Origin of the sequence: Pectobacterium versatile (genome assembly GCF_003932035.1) — a bacterium.
Taxonomy (GTDB): domain Bacteria; phylum Pseudomonadota; class Gammaproteobacteria; order Enterobacterales; family Enterobacteriaceae; genus Pectobacterium; species Pectobacterium versatile.
In genome coordinates, this window is record NZ_CP034276.1 from 2,846,432 (window position 1) to 2,862,650 (window position 16,219).

At 54.6% G+C, this 16,219-nt stretch carries 17 protein-coding genes; 3 read left to right on the forward strand and 14 right to left on the reverse strand.

Going from position 1 to position 16,219, the window contains the following annotated elements; genetic code table 11:
• Positions 1–114: 114 nt before the first annotated feature.
• Positions 115–810: an L-ribulose-5-phosphate 4-epimerase gene (gene araD, locus EIP93_RS12810; RefSeq protein WP_125232802.1), complete on the reverse strand. Its 696-nt coding sequence runs from the start codon at positions 808–810 to the stop codon at positions 115–117.
• Positions 811–1,144: 334 nt separating this feature from the next.
• Here araD and osmB point away from each other — a divergent pair, with 334 nt between their 5' ends.
• Positions 1,145–1,360, forward strand: a complete 216-nt coding sequence (osmB, locus tag EIP93_RS12815) for an osmotically-inducible lipoprotein OsmB (RefSeq protein ID WP_010276685.1) — start codon at positions 1,145–1,147, stop codon at positions 1,358–1,360.
• A gap of 75 nt (positions 1,361–1,435) precedes the next feature.
• Here the strand turns inward: osmB and yciH are convergent, their stop codons facing one another.
• The 4 genes from yciH to EIP93_RS12835 form a co-directional block, all read right to left on the reverse strand.
• Positions 1,436–1,771, reverse strand: coding sequence for a stress response translation initiation inhibitor YciH (gene yciH, locus EIP93_RS12820; RefSeq protein WP_107332750.1), 336 nt, complete (start codon positions 1,769–1,771; stop codon positions 1,436–1,438).
• Positions 1,768–2,511 (reverse strand): orotidine-5'-phosphate decarboxylase, encoded by a 744-nt coding sequence (gene pyrF / locus EIP93_RS12825; RefSeq protein WP_107332749.1) that lies wholly within the window; start codon positions 2,509–2,511, stop codon positions 1,768–1,770. Before pyrF ends, yciH begins: the two co-directional genes overlap by 4 nt.
• Positions 2,512–2,693: 182 nt before the next feature.
• Positions 2,694–3,863 (reverse strand): lipopolysaccharide assembly protein LapB, encoded by a 1,170-nt coding sequence (gene lapB / locus EIP93_RS12830; protein WP_103860501.1) that lies wholly within the window; start codon positions 3,861–3,863, stop codon positions 2,694–2,696.
• Positions 3,864–3,875: 12 nt separating this feature from the next.
• A complete protein-coding gene (locus EIP93_RS12835) occupies positions 3,876–4,181 on the reverse strand; it encodes a LapA family protein (protein WP_010276674.1) in 306 nt (101 codons plus the stop codon).
• A 184-nt stretch (positions 4,182–4,365) separates the two neighbouring features.
• Between EIP93_RS12835 and EIP93_RS12840 the strand changes: the two genes are divergently transcribed.
• Positions 4,366–5,310 carry a sugar-binding transcriptional regulator gene (locus EIP93_RS12840; protein ID WP_103860500.1) on the forward strand — a complete coding sequence of 315 codons (945 nt, stop codon included), beginning with the start codon at positions 4,366–4,368 and terminating at the stop codon, positions 5,308–5,310.
• 80 nt (positions 5,311–5,390) lie between these two features.
• On the opposite strand, the gene EIP93_RS12845 is transcribed toward EIP93_RS12840, so the two are convergent.
• The 9 genes from EIP93_RS12845 to pgpB form a co-directional block, all read right to left on the reverse strand.
• A complete protein-coding gene (locus EIP93_RS12845; protein WP_103860499.1) occupies positions 5,391–6,389 on the reverse strand; it encodes a sugar phosphate isomerase/epimerase family protein in 999 nt (332 codons plus the stop codon).
• 111 nt (positions 6,390–6,500) lie between these two features.
• Positions 6,501–7,991: an FGGY-family carbohydrate kinase gene (locus EIP93_RS12850; protein WP_125233341.1), complete on the reverse strand. Its 1,491-nt coding sequence runs from the start codon at positions 7,989–7,991 to the stop codon at positions 6,501–6,503.
• Positions 7,992–7,993: 2 nt separating this feature from the next.
• Positions 7,994–8,938 (reverse strand): transketolase family protein, encoded by a 945-nt coding sequence (locus EIP93_RS12855; protein ID WP_039471699.1) that lies wholly within the window; start codon positions 8,936–8,938, stop codon positions 7,994–7,996.
• On the reverse strand, positions 8,931–9,761 hold the full coding sequence (locus tag EIP93_RS12860; protein WP_125232803.1) for a transketolase: 831 nt from the start codon (positions 9,759–9,761) through the stop codon (positions 8,931–8,933). The genes EIP93_RS12855 and EIP93_RS12860 overlap by 8 nt, the downstream gene beginning before the upstream one ends.
• 170 nt (positions 9,762–9,931) lie before the next feature.
• Positions 9,932–11,029 (reverse strand): ABC transporter permease, encoded by a 1,098-nt coding sequence (locus EIP93_RS12865; protein ID WP_103970824.1) that lies wholly within the window; start codon positions 11,027–11,029, stop codon positions 9,932–9,934.
• Position 11,030: 1 nt separating this feature from the next.
• Entirely contained in the window at positions 11,031–12,584 is a 1,554-nt protein-coding gene (locus EIP93_RS12870; RefSeq protein WP_103861083.1) for a sugar ABC transporter ATP-binding protein, read from the reverse strand.
• Positions 12,584–13,216 carry a DUF2291 family protein gene (locus EIP93_RS12875; RefSeq protein WP_125232804.1) on the reverse strand — a complete coding sequence of 211 codons (633 nt, stop codon included), beginning with the start codon at positions 13,214–13,216 and terminating at the stop codon, positions 12,584–12,586. The genes EIP93_RS12870 and EIP93_RS12875 overlap by 1 nt, the downstream gene beginning before the upstream one ends.
• 44 nt (positions 13,217–13,260) lie before the next feature.
• Positions 13,261–14,202: a D-ribose ABC transporter substrate-binding protein gene (locus EIP93_RS12880; RefSeq protein WP_039481035.1), complete on the reverse strand. Its 942-nt coding sequence runs from the start codon at positions 14,200–14,202 to the stop codon at positions 13,261–13,263.
• 327 nt (positions 14,203–14,529) lie between these two features.
• Positions 14,530–15,306 carry a phosphatidylglycerophosphatase B gene (gene pgpB, locus EIP93_RS12885; protein ID WP_103860494.1) on the reverse strand — a complete coding sequence of 259 codons (777 nt, stop codon included), beginning with the start codon at positions 15,304–15,306 and terminating at the stop codon, positions 14,530–14,532.
• A 292-nt stretch (positions 15,307–15,598) separates the two neighbouring features.
• On the opposite strand from pgpB, the gene ribA reads away from it, so the two are divergent.
• On the forward strand, positions 15,599–16,192 hold the full coding sequence (gene ribA / locus EIP93_RS12890; protein ID WP_010302319.1) for a GTP cyclohydrolase II: 594 nt from the start codon (positions 15,599–15,601) through the stop codon (positions 16,190–16,192).
• Positions 16,193–16,219: the final 27 nt, after the last annotated feature.

The window sequence follows — 16,219 nt, forward strand, 5'->3', positions numbered from 1 at the left end:
TAGCACGGAGCTTGTGCCGTTCAGGAGCGAGGTCATCAAACCGCACAAATAACAATAGCGCCGCAAATGCGGCGCTATATGGCTTAAAGGTCATGAGGAAGGAATCGCTGCGGTTTATTGTCCGTAATACGCGTTCTTGCCGTGCTTGCGTAAGTAGTGTTTATCCAACAGCGTTTGCTGCATCTCACCCAACTGAGGCGTTAACTGGCGTGAGAAAATCCCCATGTAGGCAAGCTCTTCCAGAACAACGGCGTTGTGCACCGCGTTGTCTGCATCTTTCCCCCACGCAAAGGGGCCGTGCGAGTTAACCAATACGGCAGGGACATCCACCGGAGAAATGCCACGCTGGCGGAAGGTTTCGACGATTACCCTTCCCGTTTCCCACTCATAGCGACCGTTGATTTCCTCGTCCGTCATCAGACGTGTGCAGGGAATCGGGCCATAAAAATAGTCCGCGTGCGTTGTTCCCCAAGCGGGGATATCTTTACCGGCTTGCGCCCAGATCGTGGCATGACGGGAATGGGTATGCACAATACCGCCGATATCGGCAAATTCCAGATACAGCACGCGGTGGGTATCGGTATCTGACGACGGTTTCTTCGCCCCCTCCACCACCTTGCCACTTTCCAGCTCAACGACAACCATGTCCTCCAGCGTCATGGCAGAATACTCCACGCCGGAAGGTTTGATCACCATCAGGCCGCGCTGTCGGTCCACCGCGCTGACATTTCCCCAGGTAAACGTCACCAGATTGTGCTGCGGCAAGGCCAGATTGGCTTCCAACACCTGTTTTTTTAGCGTTTCTAACATAGTCAGCCTCCATCGGCGCGATAACACCATTCTCGCGGCCTGACGGGTTCGTCGCTATGGGCTAAATCGCTAAAGACCTAGCGGTGTTCTGCTATGGGAAAAAGAAAGAGACACTCCACAGAATTGATTAAAAAACAGCCAAATTTATCAATTATTGCTATCGTTAACATAACGCAGGGGAATTAAGAGTTTTTACCTGTTGCCGTTTTTCCCGATGATTATACTTGTCATCAAGCGGTAAAAGGCTCGGTTTCTTTATTTAATACCGTAAAAAGCACGTTGTTCGATATTTCCTCACAAGAAACGTGAGACCAAGAGCAGAAAGGGGAAAAAGATGAAATTAAACAAACGTTTTGCAACAGCCGCTCTGGCAATTACGCTTGCTGTAACGCTTGCAGGCTGTTCAAACATGTCCAAACGTGACCGTAATACCGCGATTGGTGCCGGTGCGGGTGCAGTAGGTGGGGCTATCTTAACGGATGGCGGAACATTAGGAACACTGGGCGGTGCAGCTATCGGCGGGCTGATTGGCCGTCAGGTCGATAAATAACGAATTTGTGGGCAGCAGGTTCACGGGAGTAAACCTGCTGCTTTTATACTTGTCATAGTTCAAGCCGCATGTGCTTTAGCCGCCAGCCAACTTAACCTTCATTCCTTTCGCTTCCAGCAGCTGTTTTAGCAGGTCGCGCTTATCTCCCTGGATTTCGATCACGCCGTCTTTCACTGAACCGCCACAGCCACATTTTTTCTTTAATTCAGCCGCCAGCTTATCCAGCGCAGCATCATCAAGATCGAGACCGCTAATCAGGCATACGCCTTTTCCTTTGCGCCCGCTGGTCTGACGCTGGATGCGCACAATGCCGTCGCCTTTTGGCCGAGCTGCTTGTTCTTCTTCCGGCTTAATACGCCCGGTTTCCGTGGAGTAAACCAACTGGCTATTTTCGTCACGACGCATGTTCATGATGCCGCACCGTTTAACAATGAAGCGCGAATCTCACGCAGCGTCTGTGCGGGGTCCGCTGATTGGGTGATCGGACGCCCAATCACCATATAATCCACACCCGCCTGCTGTGCCTGAACCGGTGTCATAATACGGCGCTGATCGCCGACGTCGCTGCCAGCGGGACGAATTCCCGGCGTGACCAGCTTAAATGCCTGCCCGCATACCTGCTTCAACCGCTGCGCTTCATGTGCGGAACATACCACGCCATCCAGCCCGCTGTTATGCGTTAGCACGGCCAGCTTTTCTGCCTGCTCTGCCGGGCTAAGCGTAATGCCAAGCCCGCGCAGGTCATCTTCGTCCATGCTGGTTAACACGGTTACGGCAATTAGCAGCGGCGCATCCTTACCAAACGGCACCAGCGCTTCTTTCGCCGCGGTCATCATGCGTGAACCACCGCTGGCGTGGACATTCACCATCCACACGCCAAGATCGGCCGCGGCCGCAACGGCGTGAGCGACAGTGTTTGGAATATCGTGGAATTTCAGATCGAGAAACACATCAAAGCCGCGCTGTTGTAGCGTCTGCACGAACTGTGGGCCGAATAAGGTAAACATCTCTTTACCTACCTTCAAACGGCAATCCTGCGGATCGATACGGTCAACAAACGACAGAGCGGCCTGCTGATTGGCATAGTCCAGTGCGACCACAATCGGGGATGATACCGTTTGATTCTTTTGCTGTAGATTCTCGTTTTTCATTCGTCACCCAGTCTCTTGCGAAGCCAAAATTCCCGCCGCATTCTACATGCCCCGCCCCTGAAATCCCAGCCGCCTGAAGACCAATGGCGTTAAAGAAGCCTGCTGAAACGGAAATCACATACAATCATTAGTATGTTGTAACTAAAGTGCATTAAAAAATACCCACTCGATATCGTGAGAGGTTATTGCCCGTCTAATCCACGGATTGGCTTTACGCTAGCCCAGGTGCGGCAGGAAGGACATTGCCAATAGAGTGATTGTGACGTGAAGCCACATTTGCGGCAGCTGTAGCGGGGTTTCGTGCGAATCTGTTCGCCCACCATGTCGCGCAATCCCTGAAGATTTTCTTTTGTTCGTCCGTCTTCCGCTTCATGCAGGTGAAAATCCATCAGGCGATGGAACACGCGCATCGTGGGGTGGCGTTGAAGCTGGCGGTTAATATAAGCCTGTGCAACTTCCGCCCCCTCTTCTCTTTCGAGGATGTCGGCCAGCATCAATTCGGCCGTCGCACCGGTATTTTCTTCTACGCAGCGTCTGAGGAAATTCGCCCAATCCAAAGGTTTATCTAAATGCTGATAGCACTCTTGCAGCATCGGCAGCGTTTCGCTAACCAGCTCTTTATCCTGATCGAGAACCTGTCGCAAGGCCTCCACGGCACGCGAATAATCCTGTTGCGCCATGTAGATGCGCCCCATCATGATAGACGCACGGGCGCACTGACTGTCCGCCGTCGCCCCTTTTTTCAGGAGCGTTAGCGCCTTATCCAGATCGTCGCTGCCCATCGCCAACAGCGCCAATTCACAGTAAAAATGCGCGATGTCCACGCGAAGTGGGTCTTTTCCCATCTTGACCAGCTTTTCCGCCACATCGATTGCTGTCGGCCAATCGCTGGTCGCCTGATAGATCTGTAAAAGTTGCTGCAAGGCGCTGCGCCGAAAATCCTCTTCATCCACCAACTGGTTGAAACTTTCTTCAGCGCGGTCATACAGCCCAGCGGCCATGTAGTCACGGCCCAGCTGTTGCACCGCCAGCAGGCGCTGTTCAAAGGTTAACGATGCGCTTTCGGTCAAAGCCTGATGGATGCGAATCGCACGGTCAACTTCGCCGCGCGAACGGAACAGGTTACCGAGCGTGAGGTGGGCTTCAAAGGTGTTGCTGTCATCCTTGAGCATGTCGAGGAACAGCTCAACCGCCTTATCCTGCTGATTGGACAACAGGAAGTTAACCCCGGTGACATACTCACGGGACAGGCGGTTGGATTCCTGCTCTTTGTCCTGCTGCGCACTTCTGCGCCCCATGTACCAACCGTACGCGGCGGCCACGGGCAGCAACAGAAACAGCAGTTCTAACATAGAGAGAATTCCTTAGTGGGTGACCGTCTGCACTGGCGCCACGTTCTCCTCGGTGGAGGTAGAAAGCTGTTGTTCCAGACGCTTGATTTTACGTTGTGCACGGCCAAGCGCAATGCGCTGACGCAGATAAAACAGACCACAGATAACCCAGCCAAGAGCAAAACCCAAGGCAAACAGCGTGGCGAGCAGTGTGGAGATACGATACTCCCCCTGTGCCAGCAGGTAGTTAAATGTCACAACCTGATCGTTGTGCGCACCCAGTGTGACAGAAATGATGAATATCGCCAGCACGAGTAAAAAAATCAGCAAATATTTCACATTGTCCTTCCTGTGATATCCATTAACCGGATGAATTATGCCAAATTTTGGCGAAAAACCCCATTAAATTACCATGTCCGGCGCAGACAGGGAAATCAAGAACCGCACTCCACTGCCGTCTGCGCTTGTTATTTATTCTGTGCTGAATAAAAATGACAGCAGCAAGCTAGCAAGGGGAAAAGTCATGTCAAAGCAAGACGAACAGCGATTATTGGTCAAGATCGCTACGCTCTATTATAGCGAAGGGATGAAACAAGCAGAAATTGCCGCCTCACTCCATTTATCACAGTCTTTTGTCTCCCGCGCTATCACGCGCTGTGTTAAAGAAGGTGTGGTCAAAATCAGCGTAATTCAACCCCCGAACATGTTCATGGGGCTGGAAGCGGCGATTCAGAAGCGTTACAGCATCGATCAGGCTATCGTGGTGGATGTCGCCGATAACGCCACGCTGGCGCAAATCAAGCAGGCGATTGGTTCTGCTGCCGCACACTATGTCCAAACCAGTATCCGCCCTGACGATCTGGTCGGCATTTCCTCCTGGAGCAGCACGCTGCGGGCGATGGTGGACAGCCTGCATCCGCAAAGCGTCAAGGCGCAGGGCGTCATCCAATTGTTAGGTGGCGTTGGGCCGAACGGCAACGTGCAGGCGACGATCCTGACGCAAACCTTAGCCAATCAGCTCAGTTGCCCCGCTTATCTTTTGCCCGCGCAGAGCATCGAACGGTCGGTGGAAGATCGCGCCCGTTTGGTGACCAGCGATGAGGTTTCCAGCGTGGTTGATAAGTTCAGCGAGGTGAGTCTGGCGCTTGTCGGTATTGGCGTGCTGGAACCGTCGCAGTTGCTGAAAAACTCCGGCAACTATTATCACGAAGCGATGCTGCAACAGCTGGCCGAACGCGGTGCCGTCGGGGATTTATGCCTGCATTACTACAACGCGGAAGGTGAACCGGTGCTACAGGACGATGAAGATCCGGTGATTGGTATGGCGTTGCCACAGCTGCGTCAGTGTCCACGCGTGGTAGCGTTGGCGGGTGGTATCGAGAAAAGTGCAGCTATTCGAGGCGCGCTAACGGGGCACTACGTTGATGTGTTGATTACCGATCGATTAACCGCCGAGACGCTGATCTAATTCGTTTATCACTAGCGGTTAGCGGTAATGTCAGACGCAGAATGATTCCCCTGCTCTGCGCCTGACGAACGGTGGTGGGATTACTCGCTAACGTTAATGGATGACAGCAGCGCATCCTGCACAATCCGCTGCGCCTGTAACGGGTTTTGTGCTTCCTGTGCCGCCTGAAGCGCCGGGATATCCAGCTTGTCCAACGCGCGATAGATGTGTTTCAGGAAGCGGATAGACAGCTGTGCCGCCTCAACATGGTTCTCACGGAACGGGAACTGATCGAGCTGCCAGACACCCTGCCAGTTGTTGATTTTCAGCACATAGAAGAATTCGAAGATCTCGGTCATATGCACGGTGCCGACCACCAAGTCGTCATCCCAGCCGCGCAGGTTATCGTTCACATCCATGCCGAACAGCCGGCCGCGATCGATAATCAACTGGGCAGAATCGGCCGGTGATTCGCCGCCATACAGCGCATGCCCGAAGTCCAGCAGCACGCCCACGTTATCCAGCCCGATATCTTCAATACCCAGCAGCGTTCGCGCAGCAGAATCCCAGGTCATTTTCACGCGCGGTTCACGCGGCTTGTACTCGATAGCGAATTTCACATCAGGGTTAGCGCCAGCCAGATCGCGCATACCATCAACCGCCAGCTTCCACAGGTTTTTATGGCTGACCTGGAATGGATAATCCCAGCCATCCTGACCCGGCCAAACCTTGACGTAATTCGCGCCCAGTTCACGCACAATGCCCGCAGATTCGTGCATTAATTCAAACGCCGCCGCTCGGGCCGCCGGATCGGGGTTGGTAAACGCACCACGCGACCATTTTTGCAGATAAATTTCCGGCGTGATGCCAATCGCCTTCAGTCCCGCATCTTTCAGCGCATCTTTCACTTCACTGAGCGTCACGCCCGGCGTAAAGGGATAAGGCAAGTCGACATAAGAAAGTTCGCCGACCTCTTTCGCCGCTTTGATCTGATCGATCGTGCTCAATGCCGGGCCGTAGCCGTCTACAGCGTAGCGGTCGATATAATTCGCAAAATGCCACAAACCGGCACCAAATTCAGGGTAGTTATACGTTGCCATAAAAGTCACCTCATTGATTCGTAATAGTGTTGAGCTGCTTATCTTTCGTATCGGATAGGTTCTTACTGCTAACATTTCTTACTGCTAAAAATGTCTTACGGTTAAAAATGGTTATGACTCGGGCCGCAGACGCGCACGTGCTACCGCCGTGCGCCACTGTTGATAGCTTTCCAAAATCCCGTAATTTGTCGTCGACGGCTCGATGATCTCGACTTCTCTGGGCAGCGCGGCGATCTGTTCGCGGTGTTCCCACCACCCCAGCATTTTTCCGCCCAGATAAGCCGCTCCCAGCGCCGACACTTCCGCGTTATGGTTGCGAATCAATGGGCGCTGCAAGAGGTCGGCCTGAAATTGCATCAGCCAGCGGTTTTGTGTCGCGCCGCCGTCAACACGCAGCGCGGGTAACGCAGCTTGCGATGCCTGCTCCATCGCGAAAAAAACGTCGGCAATCTGGTACGCGATGGCTTCCAGCCCGGCACGGGCGATGATGGCGGGCGTGGTGGCATCGCATAATCCACACAGCAGGCCACGCGCTTGCACATCCCAATAGGGCGCGCCCAGCCCGGATAACGCTGGAACAAAGAAAACGCCCTGATTAGACTCAGCGCTGAGCGCCAGTTCGGTGAGTTGTGTAACGGAAGGAATGCCCAGCATCTGACCAATCCAGGCAAATCCCGAACCAGTGTGGGTAATGTTGCCTTCCAGTGCGTAGCGTACTTCACCATCGTGCCAGGCGATCGTGGTGCTAAGCCCTGCGGCCTGTTGATGCGGCGTGTTGATGGTCGTCATTAGCGACGAACCGGTGCCGTATGTCGCCTTGATTTCACCGCTTTGGGTGATGCCCTGACCGTACAGCGCCGCATGAGAATCACCAATCAACGCCACAATCGGTACACCAGCGGCAAGCCCCTTGATGCCCGTCACGCCGGTGTGACCATGTAACGCCGAGGACGGCGTAACGGCAGGCAAGCACACACTGGGAATACCGAACAGCGCCAGCAGATCCTCATCCCAGCAGCCGCGGTGGATATTAAACAGTTGCGTTCTCGCCGCGTTGGAATAGTCGGTGGAATACGCTCGTCCGCCGCTAAATTGCCAGTTAAGCCAACAATCCACCGTTCCGATGCACAACTCCCCTTGCATCGCGCGAGCGGCACCGTCCGGCAATTCCGCCAGCATGGCATGAAGTTTGGCGGCGGGAAAAAGCGGATCAACCTGTAGCCCGGTGCGGGATTCAATCAGGCGCGCCTCCGCACTGCCCTGCAAGGCCTGACAGAATTTCTCCGCGCGCCGATCTTGCCAGCTGACCAACGGCGTCAACGGCTTTCCAGTTCGCCTGTCCCAAATCAGCACCGACTCACGCTGATTGCTGATCGCAACGCCCACCACCTGAGCCCGGTGTAATGACGACAGGCAGGTTTCTGCCGCCTGACAAACCGCACGCCAGATCGCCATCGCGTCCTGCTCGGCTCTGCCAGGCTGCGGGTGCGTCACCTGCAAAGCGACCGCCGCTTTAGCCAGAATGTGCCCCCGCTCATCGACGGCAATCGCTTTAGCGTTCGTCGTCCCTTCATCGATTGCCAAAATAACCGGCGTAAACATCATCAGCCTCCCGGGCAAAGACGCAGTGCCGCGTTGACAATGCCCGTCGCGTCCAGCCCGTGATGCGCCCGCATCGCGCTCCGATCGGCGGCAATCGCGTATTGGCCGTCGGGAATACCTAACCGTACGAGAGGAATTCCGCTGCCCGCTTCTGCCAGCACTTCCGCTACCAGACTGCCTGCACCGCCGTTGACGTTATGTTCTTCTACTGTGATAACGCGAGGTGTTTCACTCAGAATTTCAAGCAATTGCTGAGTATTACACGGGCGGATAGAGGAAAGATTAACCACCGTAGCGGCAAGTCCTTTTTCTGCTAATAATTCAGCCGCCGTCACAATTTCATGCACGGTCGACCCCAGCCCGACCAGCGTGATATCGCGCCCCTTGCGCAGCACATCGATCTGCCCCGGCACAAAGCGATACTGCTCATCGTGCAAGGCAGGCAGCGGTTTCCCATCGAGGCGGATATAGACTGGCCCCTGATGTTCAAACGCATAGTCGATAATCTGGCGGCACTCTTCCGGGCTAGACGGCGCATAGATCTCAATATTGCCAAACCCTCTCAACACCGCGATGTCGTCAATACTGTGGTGCGTGCTGGCAAGCGGACCGTAGCTACAGCCCGCATTCAGCCCAAACAGCTTGACGTTGCTGTTGTTGTAACAGACGTCGACTTTGAGCTGTTCATTCGCACGGGAGATCAAAAACGGTGCCGCGTTACAGGTCACCGCAATCTTGCCGCCGATGGACAGCCCTACCGCCGTCCCCACCATGGTTTGTTCTGCGATCCCCACGTTGACGATGCGGTCAGGGAAACGCTGTATGAAAGGCGAAATCTTCGCCGTTGAGCTTGAATCCGCCAACACCGGGACTAAATCAATCCCCTGTTCGACGGCCTTAATGAACTGCTCAACCATGACGGTTGCCAGATGCTCTGCGTTACTCATCTTTTAATTCCTCCAGCGCCAGTGCAATTTCCTCGCCTTTCGGCACCCGATGGTGCCATTCAGCCCGTCCCTGAATGAACGACACGCCCGCGCCTTTCTCCGTATTCGCAATCACCACGTTCGGCTTGCCGTTGCGCGGCAGATTCTCCAGCGTTTCGACCACTGAACGCATGTCATTGCCCGCGCATTCCGTGACCTCTAAACCAAAAGCCTGCCACTTCTCCGCCAGCGGATCGGTGTTCATGATGGAACTCGTCGGCCCTGCCAGTTGCAGCTTGTTCTTGTCGTTGATGATGATCAGGTTATCCAGTTGGTAATGCGCCGCCGCTAGCGCCGCTTCCCAGTTGCTGCCTTCCGCCAGTTCACCATCGCCCGTCAGAACGAACACCCGACGCGGGTTGTTATCGCGCTTCGCCGCCAGCGCAATACCGACGGCAACCGGCAGCCCGTGCCCTAGCGCACCGGTGTTCAGTTCAATCCCCGGCGTCTTGTGCTTGACCGGATGCCCTGGCAAATGCGAATCGGGGTGCTGATAAGTTGCCAGCCACGATTCCGGGAAATAGCCCGCCTCAGCCAAACAGCAGTAATAGCCGCCAACCGCATGGCCTTTTGACTGGATGTAAATGTCCCGCTGCGGATCCTGAAGGCTCTCCGGTGCACAGTTCAGAATGCGAAAATACAGTGCAGTCAGAATTTCCACCTGTGACAAATCGGCACCCGTGTGCCCACCAGCCGGGCTATTGGCATTCAGATGAATAATGCGGCGACGAATGGCGCGGGCTTTGTGCGTCAGCGCCTCCACCGACAATGCGTACGGATTCATACTTCACCTCGCTTGAATTTTTACTCAAAAACGAATATTTATTCACATTAAATCAAAAAAAATTGCGTTCAAATCGGGCCTCGGTATGCCTACCGACATCAATCCCGCCGCGACTCAACGCCCCGTGCTAGTTACGCTTAATTAACCACGCGACTGCGTACCTTCATTAACTATGTCCCTTCCGCCGCGGCCTTTTGTGACACAATTGCGGCCTTGTGCTGCATCCGGTTTTGCATCTGGTCGATAATCACAGCCACAATGATGACGATACCTTTAATCACCATCTGCCAGAATTCACTCACGCCCATCATCACCAGTCCGTCGGCAAGAATCCCGATGACAAACGCACCAATCAGCGTGCCCAGAATCGTGCCGCGCCCGCCTGCCAATGACGTTCCGCCAAGTACCACGGCAGCGATCGCGTTCATTTCAAAGGCGGTGCCGGTTGCCGGATGGCTGGCGACCAGTTGAGAGGACACCACGATGCCCGCGATAGCCGCACAGAAGCCGGAAATGGTGTAGACCCAGACTTTGACCTGACGCACTTTGACGCCGGAAAGCTCAGCGGCACGTTCGTTGTCACCAATCGCATAGACATGGCGACCAAACGGCAGGCGGCGCGCCACGTAGGCAATCGCCACGGCCAGCACCAGCATCAGCCAGATAGCCAGCGGTAATCCCAGGATCGTAGCGGAGCCAATCAGCTCAAAACCGGTATTGCCCAACTGCGGGTTACCGCCCAAGCCGGGGAACGTCTCCCCGCCAGAAATCAGCATCGATGCCCCTCGCACGATGTACATCGTTCCGAGCGTGCAGATAAAAGGCGCAACGTTATACCGCGTGATGATCCAGCCGTTGATGGCCCCGATGAGCGCGCCAATCAGCAGCACGACAGGCACGATGACCCACACGCTGGGGAAAATCGCGATGCCGAACATGGGCAGCACAATCCCCTGGGTGATCATGTAACCCGCCACCATGCCACACAGCCCCAGCGTGGCGCCGATTGACAGATCAATCCCCGCGGTGATGATGACAAAGGTGATCCCCAGCGCCAGAAACGCATTGATGGCAATGTGCTTCACCATGATGATCAGGCTACCCGTCGCCAAAAACCCGGGCACCGTGAAGGCGAAGAACCCCAAAATCAGGAACAGTGCGATAAACGTGCGCAGCCTGAGAATCAACAGCAGGATGCTCTCTCGTGAGCGTACAAACTTACCCGGTGATAGCGCGCCTGACGCTGCCGGAAGGTGAGTCGTTTTCATGTCAGAACCCTTGTGCACTTGCCGAAACCAATGCCGACTCGCTGGCCGCTTGACGCGAAATATTCGCCGTCAGTTTGCCATTCGACATCACCAAAATGCGGTCCGATACCGCCATAATTTCTTTCAGATCCGAGGTGGAAAACAGCACGCCGATGCCCTGTTCGGACAGCCCAACCATCATTTCAAACACATCAGCCTTGGCACCGACATCAATGCCCCGTGTTGGCTCGTCCAGCAACAGCACTTTAGGGCTGGTGAGCAACGAGCGGCCAATCACCACTTTTTGCTGGTTGCCACCGCTGAGCGCCTGAATTTCGACGTCGGGCGAAGACACTTTGATCGCCAACTGCCCAATCGTGCTGGCAACCACTTCCTGCTCCTGGCGCTGGAAGATCGCCATGCCGTATTTCAGCCGCCGCCACAGGCTGGCGATGGTGAGATTGGAGGCCACCGACGAGAGCGGAAAGATGCCGGTTTTTTTGCGATCTTCCGGCACCAGACTCATGCCCATACGAATGCGCTGCGCGGTAGCAAGGCGCGGATTCACCGGTTTGCTATCGAGATAAATCTTGCCCAGATAATCATTCTGAATACCCAGCAGACACTCGAAGAGTTCGGTGCGTCCCGCGCCCATCAGCCCGTAAATGCCGACGATTTCCCCTTCACGCACCATCAGCGACACATCATTAACCACCTGATGCCCGGCATCGTTGAGACAGGTAAGGTGCTCCGCTTCCAATATCGGCGCACCGAACGTTCTGCCCGGATGCAGGAAGCTGGTGACAGGGTCACCGCCGAGCATTTCCCGCACGATCCACGGCACGTCGATATCGCTGACCGCAGCTTCCGCCTGAAAACGCCCGTCGCGCAGGATGGTGATGTAGTCACCAATCGCCATCAGCTCTTCCAGCCGGTGCGAAATGTAGATGATGGAAACATTCTGGCGAGTCAGCTCGCGGATCACGCGAAACAGAATCTCCACTTCGGTTTTGCTTAGCGCGGAGGTCGGTTCGTCCAGAATCAGAATGTCAGCCTGATCCGCCAGCGCTTTGGCAATTTCCACCAGCTGTTGCTGGCCGACTTTCAGGCTGGCGACTTCGGTGCGCGGCGAAATATCCTGATCGAGACGCGCCATCAATTCCGCCGCAATACGCTCCTGCGCCAAATAATCGATAGGCGCAACGCCCTTTTGCAGTTCCCGTCCCAGGAAGATGTTCTCCGCCACGCTCAGGTTCTCGGACAGGTTAAGTTCCTGATGCACCATGCCGATGCCTTTCGCTGCCGCATCGCGGGTATCTGCTATACGTACGGCTTCGCCATTGAGCAAAATCTGGCCGGACGTCGGCTGCTGCACACCAGCCAGAATCTTCATCAGCGTCGATTTACCCGCCCCGTTTTCACCAATGATCACGTTGACCTTGCCGCGATAAACGTTGTAATCAACGTTATCCAGCGCTTTGGTGCCGGGAAACAGCATGGTGATGCCGCGGGTCGCCATGACGATATCGGGTCGGTTCACCGCGTCTGGCTGTAGCGAGACGTCTGGTTTTTCCATCATTTCGCCCCTCCGCTACTCGTGTCGGTCAGGTTTAACGTCATCGGTACCGCCTCGCTGATTCCCTGTTTGGTCACCACCAGTGCCGCCAGTACGTTAACGGGCTTACCCTGCACGCCCGCATCCAGCTCCGGCAGCGACGCGAGGGCTTTGTTATTCAACGCGCGAGCCAGTTGGGCAAACTGAACCTGATTTTTAAAGTCATCAAAGCGAATAAACCCAGCGGCATCGCGGATAGCATTGCCTTTGACGATGGGCCCTAATTGAAGCGTGACGGCGTCACCTTGCACATCAAGCATCAATTTTCCTTCGCGACTTGCCCGGTCAATTCCGCTGACCGTGCCCTGAAGCTGTGCGTAGACGGCTTTACGCGCTGAATCCTCCAGTGCTGCCTGCGTTTGCTTCACTTCATCCCAGGACAGCGCCTGCTGCTGCGCTGTTGGGAGCAGTTTTGACTGCCACAGCGCTGTCGCGATGTTCTCTGGCGTCATGGTGCTATAGCCCGGCACAGAAGCTGGGTCGACCGGAATGATCGGCTTACCGTTTTCATCCAGATCGACCACCGTACAGGCCGACAGCAGCAAGGCGCAGAGCCCCACCCAGCAGGCGCGATATCGTTCATCAAACAGCATAACGACTCCTCTATCAGCAGGAGCAGGCGCTCCCGCTGCCTCGATTACGGTTTCAACGCAAAGGTGTTGAGTTTGGTCGCGTTAGATTCGTCGATCAGAATGCAGTCCATCAGCTGTTTTTCTTCATGCTGTGCCTTGCCGTTCTTCAGGTAGTAATCCGCCTGTTCAACTGCCATCTGCGCCTGTTGCCAGCCGGGTTGCAGCACCGTGGCCTTTATATTGCTTTTATTGATGATGGAATCGCGCACGTAGTCGCTGCCGTCAAAACCCACCACAATCACGTCATGACGCCCCGCCGCTTTCAGCGCCGCTTCGGCCCCCAGCGCCATGGTGTCGTTGCCGGAAATTACGCCAGTGATATCAGGGTTTGCCTGCAAGATGGCTTCCATACGGGTAAAGGCTTCCGTCTGGCTCCAGTTCGCCGTTTGTCTGGCGACCCGCTTCATGTCGCTATATTGGTCGATCACATCGTGGTAGCCCTGCGAGCGGACGTGCGCATTGGTGTCTGACTCGCGGCCAATCAGCTCGACGTACTTGCCTTTCTGCCCCATCAGCTCGACGAATTTCTCCGCACCGAGCTGCGCGCCCTGATAGTTATTGGAAACGATCTGCGCCACGGCCACGCCGGTTTCATTGATTTCCCGGTCGATCAGGAAAGCGGGAATACCGGCGGCTTTCGCCTTTTTCAACGGGCCAATGGTGGCATCGGCTCCAGCATTATCCAGAATGATGGCTTTCGCCTTGCGGGCAATGGCGGTTTCAATCAGCTGATTTTGTTTGCTGACGTCATCGTCATGCGACGCCACCAGCGTGGTGTAACCCAGTTCGATGGCTTTGGTTCTGGCGCCTTCGGCTTCCGCTTTAAAAAATGGGTTGTCGTGTGAAGGGGTAATAATGGCGATCAACCCGTTATCTGCGGCGAACGCACCGGCAGAAAAGGAAAACATGATAGCCAGCAGGGAGGATTTCAGACGGTAAGGTTTCATTGTTATTCTCCTGTTTGAATATATATTCAATATTGAATTAACATTCAAATAAAGTTTTACAACCAACCGAAAAATTGTCCAACAACAAAAACAGGAATAGCGAAGCAGCTCACAAATTGTTTACATTTTGCGCGAGGCGATAGCGGTGATAATCGGGAAGAAACAGAGACGAGAGAAATTTTTAACGCTGCGTCAGCAACGGCCCGCAGGGTGACGGACAAGGAGGTCCGACATAAAAAATGCGGATGACGAATGCCATCCGCAGGGTACGTGCTACAGGGGATTATCTATGGAATACGATCGACAACAGGAACAACAACTCAAGGGCTACGAGGATTTATTTTCGGCGGCATCCTCCTCCGCCTGTTCTTTGATTTCTTCATACTGGAGCGAGAGCGGGCCGCACCAGCGCTGTGCCAACCAACTGGCCACCACCACCAGCAGCCAGCTAATTAACGTCGCCACCACCAAATCCTGCGGCCAATGCATGCCGAGTACCAGACGGCTACCCATCACGCCGCTGGCCCAGAGCATCAGGATCACCACCGTTTTATAATGCCGACGCGCCCACAACAGCCCGACGCCCAGCAGCGCCCAGGTTGCGGCAAACATGGTATGCCCAGAGGGGAAAGCAAAGCCGGTTTCAAACTGCCAGTGGCTGCGCAGCCATTGTGGAATCTGCGTTTGGTCCTGCAATTGCGTTTTCACCAGTTCCGAACGCTCCTTGCGCGGCAGCGAGTAGAAATAGCTGTCGTCCACCTGATGATTTTTCTCCAGCCAAACGACATAGGGCCGTGATTCCTGCACCCACTCTTTAATCGCCGATTTGATGCCCTGCCCAATCAACACCGTAATCGCCATGATGACCAACAGACCGAGCGCGGGCTTCAGGCGGAAACGCAGACACCAGAGAAACCAGAGACCTAGCACGATGCTGGTCAGAATGCCCCACGGCGATGTCACCGTTTCTGTAATCCAGAAGAGTACGCGTAACCAGAGCCCGTCATACTCCGGTTGCCACTGCCAACCGCTCATCCAGATAATCATTGGCATAATCAGTAATAACGCTGCGCCGATGGTTGTTCGTTTGGCTATTTCGTACATAATTTCTTCCCATAATTCAGTATGATGCTTTGCAACAAAACTTTCACAATTCTATCAGAAAATCCGACACGGACTGTCAGTATGGCGTAAAATAGCACTCAGTTCTGTCAACGAACCTGAAACCAGACGGCAGTCAGGCCACGTTGTAATTCAATTTTTATGACGTTCTTAAACAGGCTTTTTTGCTGGTCAAGCACGATAGGCAGCAGTAGGATTCGCCTCAGCATTCTTGTTTTTTGAACATGGTTTTTTGGACACAGCTTTTTTGGATACAGATTTTTTGGAGAAAAGTATGCAGCTAAAACGGGTGGCGGAAGCCAAGTTACCCACTCCGTGGGGCGATTTTCTGATGGTGGGTTTTGAAGAGATCGCCACGGGTCACGATCACCTTGCATTGGTCTATGGTGATATTTCCGGTTCAGTTCCCGTACTTGCTCGCGTGCATTCCGAGTGCCTGACAGGGGATGCCTTGTTTAGCCTGCGCTGTGACTGTGGTTTCCAGCTTGAGGCTGCATTAGGCCACATCGCCGAAGAAGGTCGCGGCGTGCTGTTATACCATCGTCAGGAAGGCCGTAATATCGGGCTGCTCAATAAAATCCGCGCGTATGCTTTGCAGGATCTGGGGGCTGATACGGTAGAAGCTAACCATCAGCTTGGGTTCGCCGCCGACGAGCGCGATTTCACGCTGTGCGCTGACATGTTCAAGCTGCTCGACGTTGATGAAGTTCGCCTGCTGACCAATAACCCGCAGAAAGTGAAAATACTCAACGAAGCAGGCATCAATATCGTTGAGCGCGTGCCATTAATCGTCGGGCGCAACCCGAAGAATGAGAACTATCTGGCGACCAAAGCCGCCAAAATGGGGCACCTGCTGGATATGAAATAACGATCCCGTTTCGCGTCAGGATCCTTT

Bases quoted from the DNA above. Each gene is read 5' to 3' on its own strand.
- araD (WP_125232802.1), bottom strand. From the start codon at position 810: ATGTTAGAAACGCTAAAAAAACAGGTGTTGGAAGCCAATCTGGCCTTG.
- ribA (WP_010302319.1), top strand. From the start codon at position 15,599: ATGCAGCTAAAACGGGTGGCGGAAGCCAAGTTACCCACTCCGTGGGGC.
- EIP93_RS12875 (WP_125232804.1), bottom strand. From the start codon at position 13,216: ATGCTGTTTGATGAACGATATCGCGCCTGCTGGGTGGGGCTCTGCGCC.
- lapB (WP_103860501.1), bottom strand. From the start codon at position 3,863: ATGTTAGAACTGCTGTTTCTGTTGCTGCCCGTGGCCGCCGCGTACGGT.
- EIP93_RS12860 (WP_125232803.1), bottom strand. From the start codon at position 9,761: ATGAATCCGTACGCATTGTCGGTGGAGGCGCTGACGCACAAAGCCCGC.
- pgpB (WP_103860494.1), bottom strand. From the start codon at position 15,306: ATGTACGAAATAGCCAAACGAACAACCATCGGCGCAGCGTTATTACTG.
- EIP93_RS12855 (WP_039471699.1), bottom strand. From the start codon at position 8,938: ATGAGTAACGCAGAGCATCTGGCAACCGTCATGGTTGAGCAGTTCATT.
- EIP93_RS12840 (WP_103860500.1), top strand. From the start codon at position 4,366: ATGTCAAAGCAAGACGAACAGCGATTATTGGTCAAGATCGCTACGCTC.
- EIP93_RS12850 (WP_125233341.1), bottom strand. From the start codon at position 7,991: ATGTTTACGCCGGTTATTTTGGCAATCGATGAAGGGACGACGAACGCT.
- EIP93_RS12845 (WP_103860499.1), bottom strand. From the start codon at position 6,389: ATGGCAACGTATAACTACCCTGAATTTGGTGCCGGTTTGTGGCATTTT.
- pyrF (WP_107332749.1), bottom strand. From the start codon at position 2,511: ATGAAAAACGAGAATCTACAGCAAAAGAATCAAACGGTATCATCCCCG.
- osmB (WP_010276685.1), top strand. From the start codon at position 1,145: ATGAAATTAAACAAACGTTTTGCAACAGCCGCTCTGGCAATTACGCTT.
- EIP93_RS12870 (WP_103861083.1), bottom strand. From the start codon at position 12,584: ATGGAAAAACCAGACGTCTCGCTACAGCCAGACGCGGTGAACCGACCC.
- yciH (WP_107332750.1), bottom strand. From the start codon at position 1,771: ATGAACATGCGTCGTGACGAAAATAGCCAGTTGGTTTACTCCACGGAA.
- EIP93_RS12865 (WP_103970824.1), bottom strand. From the start codon at position 11,029: ATGAAAACGACTCACCTTCCGGCAGCGTCAGGCGCGCTATCACCGGGT.
- EIP93_RS12880 (WP_039481035.1), bottom strand. From the start codon at position 14,202: ATGAAACCTTACCGTCTGAAATCCTCCCTGCTGGCTATCATGTTTTCC.